Genomic DNA, 20,299 nt, shown 5'->3' on the forward strand with positions numbered 1-20,299 from the left:
ATTATAATATATAGGTATTTTATAAAGGATATGCAAATCCTGGAATGATAGTGATATGGAACTTTCTGGCAAAACAATAAATCAACGTTATAGAATAGTTGAAAAGATCGATGAGGACCTCCTCAGCATCTATTGGAGGGCAACAATGGTCTCCTCCAATGATGAGGTTGCCATAAGATTATTAAAACACGTAAATTCGACATATAGAGTTGAAGACCTCATCCGATTAAAAAAGGAAATAGAAATTATTTCCAAGATTGACCATCCCTGTATCACTAAAATTATCGATATAGATGAATATACAGAATCTCCCGATAGTGTAAACTATACCTTTATAGTAACAGAGTCCATTCAAGGTATAAGCTTATATAGTTATTTAATAAAAAACGCAATGCTCACTGATCCTTTTGAAGCGCTTGAAGAGGATAAGGCATTGGAAATAATAGCAAATATCAGCGAAGCTCTTCAGATTGTTCATGAAAATGGCATAGTGCACAGGGATTTAAATCCTGAGAACATCTGGTTAATTCCAGGAAATGGGCATATTTCTCAGATTAAGATTTCTGGATTCGGGTTGATGGAACTAAAGGAATTATCAAAGATAAAGAGGTCTGAGGATATAATTACTACCTTTAGTTATATGTCTCCTGAAGCAAGCGGGATAGTGAACAAGAAGATAGATGAACGAAGCGATCTCTATTCTCTGGGTGTATTATTTTATCAACTATTGACAGGCAAACTCCCCTTTATCGGAAATGATGTGAACACAATCTTGCATAAGCATATTGCAATGGAGCCGTCTTCTCCTTCCATGATTAATAGAAAAATTTCTCATGAGCTTGATGCAATAATATCAAAGCTTTTGAAAAAGGATCAGGATGAACGATATCAGAGCGCCATGGGGCTACTGGTTGATATACACAAGGTCTGGTATGGCGAAAGAGGGTTTGAGCTTGGCACAGCGGATAGAAGACTTCGATTGAGTTTTCAAACTGGGTTAATTGGTAGAGATAAGGAATTAACCTTATTAAAGGAGTTATACAATAACGCGAGTGAATCTAAAGGGAGCATCTGCCTCATAGGTGGAGAAGCAGGAAGTGGAAAGACTAGATTGGTGGAGGAATTAAGGGGAGAGGTCTTTGATAAGGGTGGAATATTTATTTCAGGGAAATGTTTTGCAGGAAGAAACAAAATGCCATATCAGGTCTTTCATGATGCATTGAATGAATATCTGGATTCCTATAATAAACTAAATGATAGGATCAAGATAGAAATAAGAGATGGGATAAGAGGGGTTACAGGCGAGCTTGGGGAGATTATTCTAAATCTCAATCCATCTATGCAGAATATCCTGGGGGATGTAAAACCCATTATTAGATTGGATGGCGACATTGAGAATGAAAGGTTTATGAATGTAGCATCAAATTTGTTTTGTTCATTAGGAATAGATGGAACGCCAATAGTATTATTTCTGGATGATTTACATTGGGCAGATGAGAGTAGTTTATTATTACTTATAGAGATTGCTGATAAGATTAAAAGATCTCCATTACTCATTTTAGGGACTTACAGGGACAATGAAATATCAGAAAAACACGGATTAAATAGAATTATAAAAGATTTTCATGGAATATCAAAGGTAAAGGTGAACCTGTTCGATTCACTGCAATTAGAGAGTCTTGTGACAAGCATTCTTGGTATAAAGGGATCGGATCTTCCACATGAAGTGATTGATTATATTTTTGAGAAGAGTAAAGGAAATCCTTTTTTTGGCATTGAATTATTAAGACAATTATTGGACGAGGAAGTTATAATCCGTGGAATTACAGATTGGACAATTGATAATGACAAGATTGAAATGATTGAAGTTCCTGACTCAGTAATTGAGATAGTTTTAAAGAGGATCAAGTTATTGGGAGAGGAGGAGAGGGATTTAATAGCATATGGCGCAATTATTGGTTCAAAATTTGATATCGATTTATTATTTAAACTTAGTGAGATTAATCAGGAGAGAATTTTAACTATTATTGATAAGGCTATAGATTTACAATTATTGGAGAAGAGCCCCTTTGATCAGAGGAAGTTGCTCTTTGTTCATGACAGGGTACGTGATGCCTTTTGTCATGAGTTAAGTACAGAAAGGGAAAGGATGATTCATCTTAAAATTGCACAAGCATTAGAGGTTCAAGGTAGAAATGATGATGTAATATTTTCTTTAGCGCGTCATTATACTGAGGCTGAGGAGCATGATAAATCGCTCAAATATCTAATTCCTGCAGGTAATATTGCGAAAGAGAGGTATGCTAATGAAGAAGCAATAAGATATTATAGATTAGCGTTAAAATTATTAGAAGAAAAATGCCAGGATGGCATCAATGAATGGGTAGAGACTAGTAACAATTTGGGTGAGGTCTTTTCTACGATTGGTAATTATGATGAAGCGATAGAGATCTTTAATAGGTTACTTCCATATACGGATACTCCAAATAGTAAGGCCAATATTTATAATCAAATTAACAGGGCCTATTTTAAAAAGGGTAATTCGAAAGAGTGTGAAGAATTTGGGAGAGAGGGATTACGGTTATTAGATGAATATTTGCCAGTGAACACATTTCTGGTAATTGTTAGTATTATAAAAGAATTTTTAATACATCTATTCTTTAGTCTGTTCCCAGGATTATATAATCGCAATAAAGAGAATCCTCAACTCGAGAGGGATAGACTAATAATAAATATTTATCATTCTTTAAATTGGTCATATGCTCTTAATGATGTTTTAAAATTTGTCAGATCTATCTTAAGAATGCTTAATGTATCTATGAGCAGAATAGGGAAATCCAAGGAACTTGGGTTAAGTATGGGAGGCTTTGCTAGCCTATGCATGGTAATAGGCTTATTTAAAAGATCTATAGAGTACAATGTAAGAAGTCTTAAACTCAAGGAAGAATTAAGCGATCAGTGGGGTATTGCACAGTCTCTTCAGTTTATGGGATTTTGTTATCAATGGATGGGTGAATACATAAAGAGTATTGATTGCTTCAATAAGAGTATAACTAAATTTGAGATAATGGGCGATAGCCGAGAAATCGTGATGTCAATTAATTGTCTGATCAGTAATTATATTTATCTTTGTGATATTGATCGAGCTACAGCATTAATTGATCAATATATCGAGATTATAGAAAAGTCAAATGATGATTTTCAAATATGTTTTATCCGATGGATCAATTCTGAGTTATATTTTAAAAAGGGTGATTATGAAGAGAGTGAAAGATGGGGAATTAGATGCTGTAATCACAGTTTTGATAAAGAATTATGGGTGGTATATTGCAGAGCAAAAATATCCCTATGTGACCTGTTTTTAGAAAAAGGGGATATAAAAACAGCTTTTAAGCATGTAAAAGAAGCAAAGGAGATTTATAAAAGGAATAATCTACCTAGGGAGTATACCATTTCTTTATATACATATTTGGCGGAGATTACTATTGCTGATTATTTGAGTAATGAGGGAATTACATCAGGTCAAAGGAAATCATACTTAAGAAGGATAAAAAAGATATGCAAAGGAAGTTTACTAAAAACCAGAAGATGGCCGAATCATTATGGGATTGCTCTGAGAGTATACGGTAAGTATTATGCCTTAATTGGCAAAAACAGAAAAGCAGAGGCGCTATTTATACAAGCAATAGATCATGAGAAACGACTTGGAAGGCGTTATGAATTGGCAAAAAATTATTATGAGTATGGATTATATTTTAATAATAAAGGCAATCCTGAGTCTGCAAGGACAAATTGGCAAAAGGCTTATACCCTATTTAAGGAAATAGATTCCAAGATATATTTACAACGGATTTCTAATCTTCTCGGTATTACAGATGGTGAGGATTCCTATAAGGATAGATTTCTTGATAAAAGAAGATTGTCATCAATTATAACTGTAAGTCAGCAGATAAGTTCAATCCTAAACATCAAGGAATTATTAGAGAGTATTGTTGCTAATGCAATTGAAGTTGCTGGCGCGATGAGAGGCTTTCTGTTCATTTATGATGAAGAGAGCAATTATCTGGAGTTACGAGCATCTAAAAGTGTGGAACAAGGGAAGATAGAATCAGATGAGTTGTTATACTCTAAGGAAATTGTTGATGATGTCTATAATAAAGGCCAAATTATAATGACTCAAGATGCAATGGAGGATGATTCTTTTACTAAATATAGGGATTTGGAATCAAAAGATTTAAGATCAATTCTATGTATGCCCATTAACCATCGTGACAAGAGAATAGGGGTTTTTTATTTAGACAATCGTTTATCGAAATCTGTCTTTGATGAAAATGACATTGAGCTTTTAGGCGTATTCATCTCCCAGGCTGCTATATCAATCGAAAACGCCAGTCTATATTCGAATCTTGAAAAAAAGGTTAAAGATAGGACTGAGCAACTTCAAGCGCTAAACAAAGAGTTGGAAGAGAAGAGTCGATTTTTTTATGAATTTGCACAGCGAGACAGTTTAACGGGTTTATTGAACCATAGCGCGGTTCATGAGAGGCTGAGGGAAACCTTTAATGAGTCGCAACGTCACAAATTCCCGATGAGTGTTGTAATGATTGATATAGATTATTTTAAAGAATTTAATGATAATTACGGCCATCAAGCTGGCGATGAAATTCTTATCAAGGTATCCATGATTTTTAAGGCAGGATTGTTGGGTAGTGAAATTAAAGGTAAATTTGCACAAGAGGAGTATGATTCCCTGAAAGAGGAATTAAGAAAGTATGATATTGCTGGTAGATATGGCGGTGATGAATTTATTCTTGTTTTACCCTATTGTGGGGAAAGGGAGACACTAATTGTTTCTGAAAGGCTGCGTAAAAAGGTTGAAGCCATTAGGCTATCCCAAATAGATGAGGCATGTATCACTTCCACACTGGGTGTTGCTATTTTGGATGAGAAAACATCCTGTAATGACAGTACGGAGCTGGTTAGCCTGGCTGATAAGGCCCTTTATGAAGCAAAGATGAAGGGTAGAAATCAGATTTGTTTAAAGAAATATGAATGATAGATGAATATTGAATTGGAGAATGGGACTATTCGATCTTTAATGCAGTCAGAAAAGCCTCCTGTGGAATCTCGACTGATCCGATTATCTTCAATCTCTTTTTACCCTTTTTCTGTTTTTCTAATAGCTTTCTTTTCCTGGTTATATCTCCACCATAACACTTAGCTGTTACGTTTTTACGAAGAGCGCTTATATCCTCCCTCGATATTATCTTTGATCCAATTGCCGCCTGAAGTGGTATTTTGAATTGATGTCTGGGAATTATCTCCTTAAGCTTTTCAATAATATCCTTTCCTCGCGAGTAGGCTTTATCCTTATGAACAATAAAGGAGAGGGCGTCTACCTGCTCACCATTAACCAGGATGTCCACCCTTGTCATGTCAGATGGTCGGAAATCCTTGAATTCATAGTCAAATGAGGCATATCCGCGAGAGCATGATTTAAGCTTGTCATAAAAATTGAATACAATTTCAGATAGTGGCATATCATAAAGCAAGTGAACGCGGTTGGTGTTTATGTATTCCATATTTTTATGGATTCCTCTGCAGTTTGTCACTAAAGCCATTATATTGCCCACAAACTCAGTAGGAGTGATGATGCTTGCTTCAACATAGGGTTCTTCAATTTTTTCAATTATGCCGGGTGAAGGCATTTTTACTGGATTGTCAATTGTCAGGATTTCTCCATTGCGTGTGAAGATCTTGTACTCCACGCTTGGGGCTGTAGTAACAAGAGGAAGACCATATTCCCGTTCAAGTCTTTCTTGAACTATCTCCATATGCAATAGACCTAAATATCCGCATCTAAAACCGAAACCCAGGGCATAGGAGTTGTCTGGCTCAAAAATAAGCGCAGCATCATTCAATTGAAGTTTAAATAGCGCATCAGTCAAAACTTCATAGTCATCACTGTACATGGGATAGAGACCTGAAAAAACAAAGGGTTTCACCTCCTTGAATCCCTTTAATGGCACTTCTGTAGGACAGTTGGTATGGGTTACTGTGTCTCCGATTTTAGTATCAACAACTGTTTTGATACCAGCAATAATATAGCCGACGTCTCCAGATTTAAGTAAATCCCTCCGTTCCCTTTCTAACCGAAAAACCCCAACCTCAGAAACACGATACTGTTTTCCAGTCGAGTATAATGTAATTTCATCATCCTTTTTTATACAACCATCGAATATTCTCACCATAATAATAGCCCCCACATAACGATCAAAGAATGAATCAAAGATAAGCGCCTTTAGCGGTTTTTGGGGATCACCTTCCGGAGGTGGAATAATTTTAATTATGCTCTCTAGTAGATCATCAATGCCCAATACCTTAAGCGCGGAGGTCGGAACTGCATTCTCAGGCTTAAGATCAAGACTATCCTTGATGCTGGCCAATACCCTCTCTATATCTGCATTTGGCATATCAATCTTGGTTATAACAGGAATTATCTCAAGATCATTTTCAAGAGCAAGGTATAGATTGGCTATGGTCTGTGCCTCAACCCCCTGTGTTGAATCTATCAGCAATAGCGCTCCATCGCAGGCGGCTAACGCTCTTGAAACCTCGTATGTGAAATCCACATGTCCGGGAGTGTCAATAAGATTGAGGATATACTCCCCGCCATCCTCAGCCTTATAATCAAGAGTAATGGCATTTGATTTTATTGTTATCCCTCTTTCCCTCTCTATATCCATCGTGTCGAGGAGTTGTTCCAGATGCTTCCCTGGGTCAACTAAACGACATTTTTCTATGATGCGGTCTGCCAGTGTGGATTTACCGTGATCAATGTGAGCTATTATTGAAAAGTTTCTTATATTCTTTTGGTTCATAATATTTCTTAAATAAGTAACGTTTATAGTGTATGTAAAGTGAGCTTTTCCTAAGTCCATTTCACATATGCGAGGTTTGACCTGTTTCAACTCCCTATATCGTTTCAGACAGAAAATATTTTTTCTTCATTTATTATTCCTAGGCATTGTAAATTTTCAATACAATTAATTGCATAGTTATTATATTTAAACTGCAAAGCATTACCCCGATAAGTCTTTCCGAAGAAAAGTCCTGCCCCAATGTATTTATCTTTTGTTAACTTGAAATCAAATTTGAAAAGATATAATTTTTTATCATCTTCCTTGATCGGAGTAATATATTGTGGTATAAAATATTTTTGGTGAGCATCAATTAAATTTTTTGGTTTTTCAATTCCACACCAACGCCCATGTGATCTATTTTCCCAAATAGTATCAATTTCATCATCTTTCTGATTTGAGAATATAATTTTAAATTGATATAACAAATTATATTTTGGGTCCATTTCAATTATATCTTTATATGTTTTTAAAAAACTTAATGCTAATGATTTTTGTGGTTCTTGACTTGAATTTGCAATATTTTCTAAAGATTTACATCTAGATTTTATAAGATGTTCTGAATTTGGTTTTAATGTTTTTTTTGATTTAATGAGCTTTTCGATGAATAAATCATTCTCCTTTTTTTCTAATTTTTGATTTATCATTTCTTTTGCAATGTCACCGAAATCAATTCTATAAAATGGACCATAAACTTTTTTCATTTCAAATTTTATAAAACCAATATCACCCTCAAAAGCTCTAATTGTATCATCTGTTAATATATTCTTTATATCTTTATAATTCATGAAATAACTAATGACGAAAACGAGTTAAAATTGTGTCTAATTATTATATTTCAAAACTTATTGCAGTAATTAATAATCGATTATCAATTGTTAATTGTCAACAGTTAATTATTTATGTGCATAGAATAATACTTTAAGGTGTAAAGAAACAATTTTATCTTAATTTTGATAATATACCAATAATGGAGTTACAAAAATATTGTATCAATGCAAAAAGTTACAGAATTTGTATTATTAAGAGATGATTTACTCAAACCTCTATCAGATTTCATAATAGATTAGACTGATTCATTATTCCTGTAAAATTTGAATAATCCATTTTACAGAATGAATGATTTATTCAAATTTATTAGAAGTCAGACTAGGCTCTTGATCGGAACATTATTAGAACAAGCGTTCCAAGAGTGAATATATAATAAATAAAGATTAAGTGTGAGATGTATCAGAGAATCATCTCTATTGAACAGGAGACTAATAAGGAGGGTCCATCTTTGTCTATAACCATACTGCTCAGCATTGCTTCGCGCCACAACTGAGCAATTTGCCTGAAATCAATAAATATAACGCGAAGCAATGATCAAGGAATAGAGAAAGTTCCAGATACTAATTGATTACATGGGAATATTGCCATGTTTTTTAGGCAGCCTCCTGTCTACCTTTTTTGTGGATAACAGCTTGAAAGCCTTTATTAGAGTACGCCTTGTCTCTCTTGGCTCAATCAAATTATTAAGATATGCATTATCTGATGCACCACGGATAGGATTGCCGGCAAGTTTCTGATACTCAGCAAGTTTTTCTTCCCTAGTTTGTTCAGGATTATCGGAATTCATTATATCCTTTACATAAAACAGGTCCACTGCCTGTTTGGGACCCAGCACACCGGCCTCTGCGATTGGCCATTGAAAGACCATATCTGTATTCATTCCTGGAATTGTGCCCATACCTAAATTCCCGCCGCCATAGGCCTTTCTTATTACAACAGATATACGGGGCACAGAACACTCACACAGAGCATATAGCACTTTTGCCCCATGACGGATAATCCCGGCATGCTCCTGAGCGCTTCCCGGACAGTAGGCTGATGTATCTAACAAAAATACCATCGGAATATTAAAACAATCGCAAAATCTTATAAACCTGCATTGTTTATCAGAGCCATTTACTGTCATGCTCCCAGCCATAGACATTGAATTGTTGGCAACTACCCCAACTGTATACCCATCAAGACGCCCGAATCCTGTGATCATCTCCCGTGCAAATTCATGCTTTATTGGAAAGAATTTGCCATTATCTAAAATTACCTCGATTACCTTATGCATATTAAAAACCTTGGTAGAGTCGGAAGGTACTATATCAGCTAAAATATCATCCAGCCTGTTAGGATCATCTCCAGTATCAACTCGCGGTGGGGGCACATCACAACTTGGAGGTAAATAGCCTATTAGCTCCCTTATTCCTTCAAACAATTCATCTTCTGTTTTATACCTTCCATCAGCAACACCGCTCTTTTGACAATGGATCTTGGCTCCACCCAATTCATCACCTGTAATATCCTCATGCATAACCGATTTCACCATCCGCGGACCTGTTATATACATGTTGCTCTTTTCTGTCATAAAGATGAAATCAGTCAGCGCGGGAGAATAAACAGATATCCCTGCACAGTTGCCAAAAATGCCGGTTATCTGTGGAACAGATCCGGATGCATAGGTATTTGGCAGAAATATTGATCCCCCATGTTTTTCACCTATAACCCTAGCGCTTATTAAAGCGCTAATTGCACCCTCATCCAGCTTTGGCATTCTCGCTCCTGGCGAATCATTAAGACCAATAAAGGGCACCCTCATTTCCATCGCTTTTTCAACTGCCATATACATCTTAAATCCATGAACCATGCCTATGGACCCTCCTTTAACTGTTGGATCCTGACAGTAAAAACATACAACTTGACCATTTATCGTGCCATAACCGGATATACACCCATCCCCTGGCTCATTATCAAGATGACCGATTAAAGGATTAAATTCTACAAAACTCCCTGAATCCAGCAATCTGTCCACCCTCTCTCTAGCGGAAAGTTTTCCCTTTTCATGAACCTTTTCGATCTTATCTTTCAAGCCTTCCTCAACCTTTTCCTTTACATCTCTTAACTCCTTTATCCTTCTATCCATCAATTCATCCATTCCCAAACCTCCCTTGAAATTAGTTAATGTTACTAATAAGAGAATACACCCTTATGATTTTATTTATATGGAAAAGCATTATACATGCTTTCCAAAAAAAAGCATTTCAATTGAAAGGTAGTTTAGAAGAAAGTGGTATAGCAATTCAAGGATAATTTGGGAATTAGGTGGTGTCTCCAAGATCATTATTAACAATAAATATTTATATGTAAAGTAAATATTAACTTAAAAGAAAATCATCCCCACATCCACGTTAGTCGAAATTATACAGCATGATAGCAATACGTTAACGAGTATACAGGAACATAAACTGTTTCTTTATTGGCAATACACTTTGACTGAGAAATAACTTGTGCTGAAGTACAAATGAGTAGAAATAAAATCGAAGAAAAAATAATTCCTTGTCTCATTTTAACCACTATAAACAAATTGATGGAATTATTGTATCATTGTATTTTCAAATAGTGCGATATTTTCCGGTAGACCAATAATCGCCATATAATCATTTTCTTCAAAAATAAAATTTACATCAGGATTTGGTATTAATTTACCCTTTCTGAGAATACCAACAATAGAAATACCAGTTCTGCTGCGTATTTCTAATTCCTTAATCGATTTTCCAATCAATAGACTGGTCTTTGTAACTTCTATCCAGTTCAGCTCAAGGAAAAAAGGTGTTTTCTTTATCTCTGATAAAATAGAGTGATCTAATTTATCTATTTTTATATTGGTGTAGTTCTCCTGTCTGATTGAATCTGTAAAGCTATAAATATTCTTAAGTGGAACATCAAGAACCACAAGTGACTGTCTAACAATTTCAAGACTTGCTTCAAATTCCGGTTGAACCACTTCAAATATTTTCATTTTGAATAATTCTTTTACACAGGATAGTTCATCAGCTCGTGCTATTATTTTAATATGTCTATTAACCCTCATGGCAAAATTGACTATTTCTTTTGCTGTAGAAATTAAAGGGATTGTTATAATAATTAATCGTGCTCTATTTAAATTTGATGCCAGCAACACTGTTTCCTGGCTGGCGTCACCATATATAATAGGGAAGCCGGCTTTTTTTGAATTTTCAAATCGTCTAAAATCCTGTTCTATTATAACAAATGGATACTCGAGTTTATGAAATACTGTGGCTATTTGATAACCAACGCGACCACCACCGGCAATAACAATGTGATTATTTAATCCATCATAGGGTAAATTTATGGTTTGGAATTCTTCATGTTTTAAAAATTTTCTTTTTAATGAATATAGCGGGGAGGCGAGTAAAGATAAGAATGGTGAAATGATCATGGTAATAATTGATACAGAAAGAATTAATGTATAGAAATCAGTATCTATGATATTACTCTTTAAAGCTGTGCGCGCAAGAACAAATGAAAATTCACCCACTTGAGCAAGACCAAAACCTAAAGCTAGCGGTATAATATTATAATATTTAAAAACAATACTTAAGCTTGAAAAGATAAAAACCTTACTCAATATAATTAATAGCACAAGAAGAAAAACAAGTGACAAGTTTTTGTAAATATAAACGGGATTTACCAACATGCCAATGGAACTAAAAAAGACAAGACCAAAAATATCTCGTAAAGGAATAATATCATTTAATGCCTGATGGCTATAGTCTGATTCATTAATTACCAAGCCAGCGATAAATGCGCCAAATGCAAGTGAAAGTCCAAGCAAATGAGTCAGATAACCCACTCCAAGTCCAATCGCTGTAATAGTAATTAAAAACAGTTCTCTCGAATTTAATTTAACTACAATTTTTAAAAAACGGGGAATTATTCTTATACTTATAAAGATAATGGCAATTAGAATTAATATCGCTTTGAACAGAATTAGAATAAGCTGGATAATATTGTTTTCTAATGACTGTAAATTGGGTATTATCAGCATAAGAGGTATAGCAGCCAGGTCTTGAACAATTAATATACCTATCATTACTTTGCTGGACAAAGTTCCGATCAAACCACGACTCATAAGTGTTTTAAGGACAACCATTGTACTTGATAGGGATATGACCATTCCTAAAACGATTGAGTTTTTCAAAGGTAATTGCATATAAAAGCCAATACCATAACCAAAAGCAATTAATAATAAAATCTGTATGGGGGTTCCTATCAATGATATAGCTTTCACAGATTTTAATTCTTTGAATGAAAAATCGAGACCTATTGAAAATAAAAGTAATGCGACACCAATTTCTGCCAGTAATTCAATACGAGGAATATCTGAAACTGTGAGTCCACCCGTATACGGACCAATCGCGATACCTGCAAGAATATATCCAATAATTGGAGGTATCATGAGTTTATTGGCAATTAAACCAGCAGTTAAACCCACTACTATTATAATTATAAGATCTTCAGCAATTCCCATAGTTTGTCTGCCAAGTTATTTTGCATCCGGCTACGGATGGTCGGTATTAAAAAGATGTACATGTTATTTCGTGCAGTGATATTATAATAAACGACTTATCATTAATTTTTTTCTGCAATTTATACGAAGGAGGTTATATTTATTATTAGCTTACTTGAAATTTTGAAAAAATGGCCGCCATCGAACCTGGTGCAATTGATTGATCCCGTTATAGCTTCCCTCGATCATCCTTCGTATTAGTCTCGAAGGTGTATCTATTTGTGATAGATGCCAAATCCGGATAGACGTATGATGCATAATATCAATTCAAGATTATTTTGAAAGTAATTTTTGTAATTTTCGAAGGATTTATGAAATATATTAGTATTGATCTGCAGCCAAACACTTTCACATGCTGTTTTATTTATGAGGATGAATCAAAAAGAAATATACTTTTTAATCTCGATATAAATTACTCAACTTGACTGACTTTTCATGCAGCAACAATCAATCGAGATAGTTCTTTTAAAACTGAATTTTGATTTGGCAACTTTTTTAAATATTTTGTTGTATCATTCCACACGATGCATTGCAGAATATTCTGAAGATCCCTAATTGATGTATCAGCCTTATTTTTTATTACTTTTTCACATGTGCCGTTTATTGCGATGTGGGTCAGTAGGGCATAGGCAAAACAAACAAGGTGCAGGTGTGTAACTACAGCCTTATATGAACGATTTTGATAACGCCTGAACCCCAAAAGGTGTTTAGCATCTTTAAAAATACTTCTATATTCCAGCGTGCATCATATGATTCGATTATATCTGATGCTTTCAATTCCGGATGATCAGTCACTAGACAGAGTATAGTTTTCTCAGAATTTTTGGAATAAATTATGTGAACAGTTCCCAATCTACTCACCTCAAGCCAACCTGCATTAACATATTTTAAAACCGCGACTCTGTTTTCTTTGGGAACCTTCATTTATACGTATATACGTAATTTTTTTCATGTCTTGGAACAATATGAACCATAAGAACCTGATTTCAACTTTTTCCCTCTCTTTTTGATATTCCTGTTGGACTTTAAGACTGATACGAATGGAAAACTTTTCTCGCGGCATATTTTACTACAGTGGGACACAGATAATAAGAATCAAAAAAAAACTATAACCGGAATTCCCTCTGGCGCTGTAAATGATTGAATTTACTCAGCCGCAGGTTCTATTAATTTTTAAATTCAATGTTGAGTTCTTCACAATCTTTATCTTTTACATATAATCTTATACCAAATGGAATAGTAATGTCTCTAACTCATAAGTTAGCTTTGACATATTGATGACCCCATGTTGATTTTTTGATCAGCGGATCGTAGACCCAGCCAATGGCATCTGTCTTTTTACCTCGTTTCCCTTTTTTCAAGTCATCGGGTGTTAAATATATGGTGTCCTTTTTAGTGAGTTTGAGGGATTTGAGTAAATCATATGCTTCATGCGCTAACGCTGTTTCCGGATTCCATCATGCAACATTCATAGTACATCATAAGTAGGATAATTCTTAATGTAATATAAATTACGTCATTTGACGTAATTTAAGTATTTAAAACTGAAAGTTAGTGAACTTGGACTCGAATTGGTTGAAAAATCGGCATAATATCGAAGTTTTTGGGGAGTTCATTTTTTTTATAAAAAGGCTTGACAGTTTTAAATATAGAGAAATGATATTCTAATTTGTTGTTTTATTAAAATATGTCTCATTTGCATTGCTAGTTGTTGATTTGCGATAGCGAATAGAGTATTAAATTTTTGATTGTAACATCATTAATATATATGCTTGCCAAATGCAAAATGCAATATTATATCAGCCTAATTTCAATTGTAATAATGCTGGATAATTTTTCCCGCCAAATATACCGAAAAGTAATTCACAATCTATCATGCAAAAGGGGGATTAAGGATAATCATATCCTTATTGATGTGTTTAAGTATGTATGAAAAAAGGGGGTGATATATGATTTAATATGTAATTATTAAACATTGTATGAAAATAATTAAATGTATATTTTGTTGAGAATTAGATAGATGTTGTTGCATAGTTAGCATCTATAAGCTTTAACTTTAAATTTATATTTTGGAGGTTTTATAAATGAATAAGTATATTTCATCAGTTTTTGTTATAATCATAGGGCTTGTTTTTTTAAGCGGTCCTCTTTACAGTATACCAAGGGCTGAATCCTACAGGAGTGAGGCAACAGCAGGCTTCTTCAAAGCTGAATATGACAGGTTATCTGAGAATCCTGCTTATGTTGGAGCTAAACTCGATTATCTTGAGTTTCATGGTTCAATTACTAAAGAAAGGAACAATCTCTATACCACAATGGATGGACTTAACACTGACGGTAGGTTATTATTGGGTGGTATTGGCACACCTAATTCATTTGGAATTGGCGGCTATGTTGAACTGGGATACCAAACAACACCTCAGAGTATATCATACAATCCCAGTATTAGTAATACCAATGTCTCTTTGATTGGTTCTGGAACATTAGAAGGAAGCGATGTGTACCTCACTGGTCCCGGTGACTACTATGAAACAAGAGAAAGGTTGTATGCAGAAGAAGAAAAATATACTACTGATAATCATATAAATGCTAAGGTTGCAGTAGGTGGTCTTCAATTAGAAGATTTAACTTTTGGTATCTCTTTAGAGCGTCACACAGACGATCTCAGTGGTGGTAGTACTGGTGAAACAACAGATAAGGGCGGCTATAATTATGCAGTTGAGCGTCTTTCAGATGGCCATATCAGTGGTACTATAAATGCATTATTTGACAATAAAACTACTATTGAGCCTACTAATTATCTGCTAACATTGGGTCTTATTATACCGATAGGCGATGCCATTGAAGAGATTGAAGTTGAGGGGCATTTAAATTACCTCCTTTATGAGCACAAAGAAAATAATTCAGGAACAACGGTTTTGACAGATACAGGCAATGAGATTACTACATCTACATATTCTAGAGATGGTGACAATCTTATCTCAGATGAGATTGAGAGTAAAGCGATGCAGTATGGCCTGACGGTGCAGGCTAGAAAGGAGCTTTTCGAGTGGTCAGCTACACCCTACTTCTCTTGGATATCAGGCGGTATCAGTGTATATGAGGATCGAACCACAATTTATAGAGATAGTTCCTCTACGATATTCCCGACCTTAAGCACTTATGAATCCTGGAATATCGCTACTGGAACTGAAAAATACGAAGGAGATGGTTTAGTTCGCAATCAATTTGATGTTGGATTGCTGATGAGAAAGCAGAAGGAAAATCTACTTATCGGTTTTGGTCTTGCCTTCAGTCTTACTATGTCTGAAGATGAATTCAGTAGGACAAGTACCTTTCAGGAGGTAGCTCGGTCTGATGATGGGGACGGAGTAGATGATCCAACAGATCTAACACGTACAGATACTGGATATTATACAGATGACTACACTGTAGCTGAAAAAACACAAAGCATAAGTATCCCTATTGGTCTTGAATATCAAGCTACCCCAACATTGTGCTGGAGGTTAGGTGCAATTCATGTAACTACTATTACAACAGTAGAAACGAAATGGGAAAGAACTAACATAAGCGATTTGTACAGAGACGAGGATCGTGATGATATTCCAGGAAATGAGACTGATAATGATGGTTTGTTAAATGCTAATACGAGTGGAACTCAAACCATAGGTTCATATTCTTTTAATACTGAGTCGAGGGGTGATAGAGATTACAGTAAAACTTATGAACAGCATAATTATTATTACCTTGGATTAGGATATGCCATTCAGAACACTGTACAGATTGATGTTGTAATGACATCTCATGGTACTAATTATTTCGAAATAGAAGATATGGCCTGGGATATCTCTGCCACTTACATATTTTAAATAAAAAGGAGGGATTACTTTATGAGAGATTTTAAGAAAAAGTATCTTGTTTTTTTAGCATTAGTTGCATTATCTCTTTTTTTAGCAGGTTGCATTTTGGATGATTCTAAGATGAGTAATAATATAGCCCCACCGAGTGCAAGTGGTGTTACGGATAAGACCCTTCCTCAGGTAAATGCATTTACTACACCAGCTTTGGTGACCTATTCAAGTGATGGGCTTGTGGATACTGCTGTCGCACCTTACAATCACAGATGTGTGGTAACCTTTAGTGAGGTTATGAGTAGGAACACAATAACTTCAAGCAGCGTTTATGTGAGGGATGTTTCCAGCACACCTGCTGTAATATCTGGACAGACTGTTACTATCTCAGAAGATGGAATGACTGTATATGTTGAATGGAGTTCATCAACAGACTATACAGCGGTTGAGCTTGAGGCAGTGGTGGAGAGCACAGTAACAGACCTTTCGGGCAACGGCATTGCAGGCCTTGTTACACATTTCGGGGCTACATATCCCTTTACCGATATAGTAGCTGACTATAGAGAGGATATCGGAGCTGCCTGGACAGATGCTCCTTCTTGGCGACCTGCAACAGTAACACTCTCACAGGTGAACCTGTCTGCAACATCAGTCACTGTAACGGCTCAGTTTAATACTCTTGAGATGGATCCCAGCACAATAACTGCAAGCAACTTTTCTGTAAGCGGTGGCGGGACTATTGGGACCTTAACTGACAACCTTGCAGTAGGGGGGGATGTCTCTTTTGGTGTTACTGGACTCACTGAGAATACAGAATACACTGTAACCTTTAGTTCCACTGGTGCTGCTGTTGATATAACAGATGTGAATAGATTATATCCTGATGGAGCAACAACACTTGCGACTTTAGATGACTATTATATGATCGATGACTATGATCTTGCTAAGGGTAATAGAAGCAGTTACACTTTGGAATTTATGATGCAGAATAGCACACTCACAATACCTACTCTTGTGGGAGCCAGCGACCAGACAGCGACTATTCTCCCAGGTTATACTGGTGGAACCGACAGGATGATTCAGATTCAATTTTCAGTTGCCCTGGATGAAGCAACGTTGACTGCAGCCAACTTTATTGTTAAAGATAATGATGCTCCTAGTAAAGAGCTCAGTGTGACAGTATCCCCCTATTACCTTGATGGTGACACTGAACTTGTCAGAGTTCTTATCTCAACAATGGATTATTCTGAAGATGCGATCCAAACTATAACAATCAGAAGCGGGGTTACCTGTTCAGGTGCCCATGTGGATGGAGATGGGGATGGCGCTCTTGAGGGGGATGCTGATTATGATCAGAATGATGCTCCTGATGATTGGGTAACACTTACAAATGGTGTTCATTTTTAAGAGGAAAGATTATATTAACTTAAGGCAGTTTTTCTGTAATAGAAAGTTAACGTTATAAGGTTTAGCTACTTTATAAACAGGAGGTGAGCAATAAATGCTCACCTCCTTGTTGTTTGGACGGATTTTTATGTTTGTCTTTTGACATCATTCGAGTATATGCGCTTAATCATGTATTCTCGATCTTTTTTTCATCTTAATATAAGGATTGCCGGTAGTGTAATATGCAGAAAGGACTTTAACCCTGCCAGACTTCTTTGGCGGCACTGTCTAATATACTCTTGATTTCGGAAATTCCCATTGGCGTTCATACCAGCGCTAAACAGCACAGCGACTATCTCAGCTTCTCAATCGGCGATTTCTTCCCTGAATGGTGGAAAGGGATTTTGCCTGAGGCGATAATCATTCGGGCAGAGGCAAAATGATTTTTTCCTTATGGGATAATCCTTTGGAGCAATCATGGGCTTTGGGCTTCTTCTCAACATTAAAGATGAAGATAGTGTAGCAATGCGCACAGAAAGAAGGGGCAAGCCAAAAGTATAGTTTATCGGTTGAATATAAAAAGAGAAAAGAATAGTATAAATCTCTGTGATCTCTGTGGCAAATTGAAGATGAATAATAATGAAACCTTCGTCATTTGCTCTATTCTCCTGACTATTCTCTCTGCAATCCTGTCGCAGACAGCATCAATCTCGCTCATTGAATCAACATTCTCAGAGCCAATAAAGAAAGCCTTGCCATCCTCAACATTAACGACCTTTACGGATATCATATATATATTGCCAAGCCTGTCAACAGATCCGGTTAAGATTAGATTTACATTCACAGTCCTGTTTTTTGAGTCAAGATTAATAATGCTGTTTTTACCCTTCAGGATCGCATATTTAGATGTTATCCTCTCTGCTGCCCTTATAGCAATCTTAGCTTCAACATTTTCTTCGGTGAAAGGGCATACACTAATCCTGTATTTAACTAGTTCCTTACTCTCTTTTACCCTTGCCCCCACATCTTCAGGTCTCATCTTTATATGGATATCCATTCTTGAGGGTTTCTCCCTATCATCATCCATAATTATGGTTTCATTTATATTTTTTATATCTACACTACTTCTATAAAGTCTATCCGCAATCAGCAAGGCGACTCCAGCACCACCAGCTTGGGGGCTGAGAACAGCCATCTCCTGATATTATCCACATTTTCCAAACTCTCGTACAATCTGATGAAAATCTCCTGGCATATATCATTTGCGTCTTCCCTGTTCCCAACCTTTGTATAAATTGCGCTAAAAACAACTGGATAATACTCACTATATATTTCGGTTAGTTTATTCCGTTTATTCCGCATCTTGACGAATTTTCATTCTCTATTAATATATGACTATTATTGAACAAACTGCACAAATAATTAAGGATAATAATCAATAACAGACGCAGTATATTTTCGATATTACAACCATAAAATATACCATAGAAATAATATTTAGGTAATAAAAATATTAGGGGAATACAATAATATCATTCCTTCAGGATAATCCCTGAAATTTTCATGTAAGGCTTGAATTTTTTTAGGACCTACTTTTTTATATGTTCCCTCTGAAGCGTGAAGATAGACAGCTAAAGGAATGGAAAGCAAAGACAGTTGCCCTCACTGCCATTCCTGCATTATGAGATACCTGCATCCTCAGTGACCGCTCCTTAGCATACACTTATGGGAAGTAACTTATTAGTCAGTTGCATTTTCAAATTTTCCTTGTGTTTTTTTCTAACTTCCTCTAAATTATCTTTTCAATAGAAAAAAGTCCTCTTCCTCAATAGCAGATTGGGTAATAATGTATAAAAACGCTTCATTTGTCTTCAATAATCATTCTACAATATTTATGAAGATGATAATAGTAGAATAACCGAATCAATTAAACAATATGGTTCAAGGAAATGTAAAGATAAGAGGTAGAAAATATTCATTTCCCCTTTTAATAACTATTATTATTCTTGGATTGATATTGTATTTGCTCTTTCAACCACCAAATTCGATGGACAAAATATTTTCACAAAAGAAATCGAAGGTAATTAAGCTGCCAAAACCGAGTTATTCAAGCAAAACATCTATTGAAAAGGCCTTATTGTTACGAAGGTCGATCAGGGATTATAAAGATGAACCTTTGCGGTTATCTGAAGTTTCTCAGCTTCTATGGTCCGCCCAGGGGATTACAGATAAAAGGGGTCTAAGAACAGCGCCCTCTGCTGGCGCTACTTATCCACTCGGTATATATATTGTTGTTGGTAATGTGTTGAACCTAAAAGATGGCATTTATTACTATAATCCCAATAAACATGAATTGAGGTTAACCATAGCTGGGGATATGAGAGATAGACTGTCAAAGGCTGCTCTTGGGCAGGATTGTATAAAAAGGGGAGCGGTAAATATTGTCATTTCCGCTGTAAATGAGCGTACCACTGCCAAGTACAGGATGAGGGGGACTCGATACATATATATTGAGGTTGGTCATGTTGCGCAAAATATTTACCTGCAATCGGTATCCTTAAATCTTGGGACAGTTATCATCGGCGCTTTTGATGATAATGAAGTAAAGAAGGTTTTGAGTATGGGAAGGAATGAAAATCCTATGTGCATAATGCCAATTGGAAGACCATAAGTTGATATCTCTATCATGTCATGTGTCGTTCTATGGATATCTGTTGGCCACTATTTATATAGTC

Annotated in this window: 12 protein-coding genes; 5 read left to right on the forward strand and 7 right to left on the reverse strand. The window is 35.7% G+C overall.

Annotated features, from left to right (window positions below; genetic code table 11):
* Positions 1-55: 55 nt before the first annotated feature.
* Entirely contained in the window at positions 56-5,056 is a 5,001-nt protein-coding gene (locus SVZ03_09400) for a diguanylate cyclase (GenBank protein MDY6934421.1), read from the forward strand.
* A 28-nt stretch (positions 5,057-5,084) separates the two neighbouring features.
* Here the strand turns inward: SVZ03_09400 and lepA are convergent, their stop codons facing one another.
* The 5 genes from lepA to SVZ03_09425 form a co-directional block, all read right to left on the reverse strand.
* Positions 5,085-6,881, reverse strand: coding sequence for a translation elongation factor 4 (gene lepA, locus SVZ03_09405; GenBank protein MDY6934422.1), 1,797 nt, complete (start codon positions 6,879-6,881; stop codon positions 5,085-5,087).
* A 104-nt stretch (positions 6,882-6,985) separates the two neighbouring features.
* Positions 6,986-7,708, reverse strand: a complete 723-nt coding sequence (locus tag SVZ03_09410; GenBank protein MDY6934423.1) for a hypothetical protein — start codon at positions 7,706-7,708, stop codon at positions 6,986-6,988.
* A gap of 611 nt (positions 7,709-8,319) precedes the next feature.
* Entirely contained in the window at positions 8,320-9,891 is a 1,572-nt protein-coding gene (locus SVZ03_09415) for an acyl-CoA carboxylase subunit beta (protein ID MDY6934424.1), read from the reverse strand.
* Between the two features lie 438 nt (positions 9,892-10,329).
* On the reverse strand, positions 10,330-12,288 hold the full coding sequence (locus SVZ03_09420; GenBank protein MDY6934425.1) for a cation:proton antiporter: 1,959 nt from the start codon (positions 12,286-12,288) through the stop codon (positions 10,330-10,332).
* Between the two features lie 696 nt (positions 12,289-12,984).
* Positions 12,985-13,251 carry a hypothetical protein gene (locus SVZ03_09425; GenBank protein ID MDY6934426.1) on the reverse strand — a complete coding sequence of 89 codons (267 nt, stop codon included), beginning with the start codon at positions 13,249-13,251 and terminating at the stop codon, positions 12,985-12,987.
* 1,160 nt (positions 13,252-14,411) lie between these two features.
* Between SVZ03_09425 and SVZ03_09430 the strand changes: the two genes are divergently transcribed.
* From SVZ03_09430 to SVZ03_09440, 3 genes are all read left to right on the forward strand, one after another.
* Positions 14,412-16,196 (forward strand): hypothetical protein, encoded by a 1,785-nt coding sequence (locus SVZ03_09430; protein MDY6934427.1) that lies wholly within the window; start codon positions 14,412-14,414, stop codon positions 16,194-16,196.
* Positions 16,197-16,217: 21 nt separating this feature from the next.
* A complete protein-coding gene (locus tag SVZ03_09435) occupies positions 16,218-17,585 on the forward strand; it encodes an Ig-like domain-containing protein (GenBank protein MDY6934428.1) in 1,368 nt (455 codons plus the stop codon).
* A gap of 254 nt (positions 17,586-17,839) precedes the next feature.
* On the forward strand, positions 17,840-18,007 hold the full coding sequence (locus SVZ03_09440) for a hypothetical protein (GenBank protein ID MDY6934429.1): 168 nt from the start codon (positions 17,840-17,842) through the stop codon (positions 18,005-18,007).
* A 119-nt stretch (positions 18,008-18,126) separates the two neighbouring features.
* Here SVZ03_09440 and SVZ03_09445 read toward each other — a convergent pair whose 3' ends face one another.
* Both SVZ03_09445 and SVZ03_09450 read right to left on the reverse strand, forming a co-directional pair.
* Positions 18,127-18,759, reverse strand: a complete 633-nt coding sequence (locus tag SVZ03_09445) for a hypothetical protein (GenBank protein MDY6934430.1) — start codon at positions 18,757-18,759, stop codon at positions 18,127-18,129.
* Positions 18,711-18,926 carry a sigma factor gene (locus SVZ03_09450; GenBank protein MDY6934431.1) on the reverse strand — a complete coding sequence of 72 codons (216 nt, stop codon included), beginning with the start codon at positions 18,924-18,926 and terminating at the stop codon, positions 18,711-18,713. Before SVZ03_09450 ends, SVZ03_09445 begins: the two co-directional genes overlap by 49 nt.
* Before the next feature lie 574 nt (positions 18,927-19,500).
* On the opposite strand from SVZ03_09450, the gene SVZ03_09455 reads away from it, so the two are divergent.
* Entirely contained in the window at positions 19,501-20,235 is a 735-nt protein-coding gene (locus SVZ03_09455) for a SagB/ThcOx family dehydrogenase (protein MDY6934432.1), read from the forward strand.
* Positions 20,236-20,299: the final 64 nt, after the last annotated feature.

This window comes from Spirochaetota bacterium (assembly GCA_034190085.1).
Classification (GTDB): domain Bacteria; phylum Spirochaetota; class UBA4802; order UBA4802; family JAFGDQ01; genus JAXHTS01.

Coding starts and splice junctions, on each gene's coding strand:
- SVZ03_09400 (MDY6934421.1), top strand. CDS start 56: ATGGAACTTTCTGGCAAAACAATAAATCAACGTTATAGAATAGTTGAA.
- lepA (MDY6934422.1), bottom strand. CDS start 6,881: ATGAACCAAAAGAATATAAGAAACTTTTCAATAATAGCTCACATTGAT.
- SVZ03_09410 (MDY6934423.1), bottom strand. CDS start 7,708: ATGAATTATAAAGATATAAAGAATATATTAACAGATGATACAATTAGA.
- SVZ03_09415 (MDY6934424.1), bottom strand. CDS start 9,891: ATGGATGAATTGATGGATAGAAGGATAAAGGAGTTAAGAGATGTAAAG.
- SVZ03_09420 (MDY6934425.1), bottom strand. CDS start 12,288: ATGGGAATTGCTGAAGATCTTATAATTATAATAGTAGTGGGTTTAACT.
- SVZ03_09425 (MDY6934426.1), bottom strand. CDS start 13,251: ATGAAGGTTCCCAAAGAAAACAGAGTCGCGGTTTTAAAATATGTTAAT.
- SVZ03_09430 (MDY6934427.1), top strand. CDS start 14,412: ATGAATAAGTATATTTCATCAGTTTTTGTTATAATCATAGGGCTTGTT.
- SVZ03_09435 (MDY6934428.1), top strand. CDS start 16,218: ATGAGAGATTTTAAGAAAAAGTATCTTGTTTTTTTAGCATTAGTTGCA.
- SVZ03_09445 (MDY6934430.1), bottom strand. CDS start 18,759: ATGGCTGTTCTCAGCCCCCAAGCTGGTGGTGCTGGAGTCGCCTTGCTG.
- SVZ03_09450 (MDY6934431.1), bottom strand. CDS start 18,926: ATGCGGAATAAACGGAATAAACTAACCGAAATATATAGTGAGTATTAT.
- SVZ03_09455 (MDY6934432.1), top strand. CDS start 19,501: ATGGTTCAAGGAAATGTAAAGATAAGAGGTAGAAAATATTCATTTCCC.